Source organism: Ruegeria sp. AP12, assembly GCF_056540025.1.
Genome location: NZ_JBQFVZ010000246.1, coordinates 1 through 633, shown reverse-complemented (window position 1 = coordinate 633; position 633 = coordinate 1). Strand labels below are relative to the sequence as shown.

The following is a 633-nucleotide window of genomic DNA, read 5'->3' as shown; positions in this document are numbered from 1 at the left end:
CTGGCACAACCATCTTCCGCCCGCCTTACACGCCGGTGGCGATGGGGGCCTTTGGTGGCCGTGCAGTGGGCAAGGATTTCCACCCGACCCGCCTAACGCCCAGCCACAAATGGGCCGAGCAACAGGGCGCCGTGTTTGTCGAGGTCGGCAACTGGCTGCGCGCCCAATGGTTCCCGCGCAAGGGCGAAACCCATTGGCGCCAATCGGTGGATCGCGAGGTGCTGCAGACCCGAAACTCGGTCGGTGTGTGCGATGTGACGACGCTGGGCAAGATCGACGTGCAGGGCGCGGATGCTGCGGCGTTCCTGAACATGGTCTATTCGAACGCCTTCGCCAAACTGCCCGTGGGCAAGGTGCGCTATGGCCTGATGCTGCGCGAGGATGGCATCGCCTATGACGACGGCACCGCCGCGCGGTTTGCGGAGGACCATTTCGTCGTGACCACCACCACCGCCAACGCGGTTCTGGTCTATCGCAACATGGAATTCGTCCGCCAATGCCTGTGCCCGGATATGGACGTGCAGCTGATCTCGACCACCGAGGCCTGGGCGCAATATGCCGTGGCCGGTCCCAACAGTCGCAAACTGCTGCAAAAGATCGTGGACCCCGAGTTTGACATCTCGAATGAGGCGT

General features: G+C 63.0%; 1 pseudogene. It reads left to right on the top strand.

The window, feature by feature from the left end:
• A pseudogene (locus ACR0E6_RS22545) lies at positions 1-633 on the top strand (sarcosine oxidase subunit alpha); the annotation flags it as partial.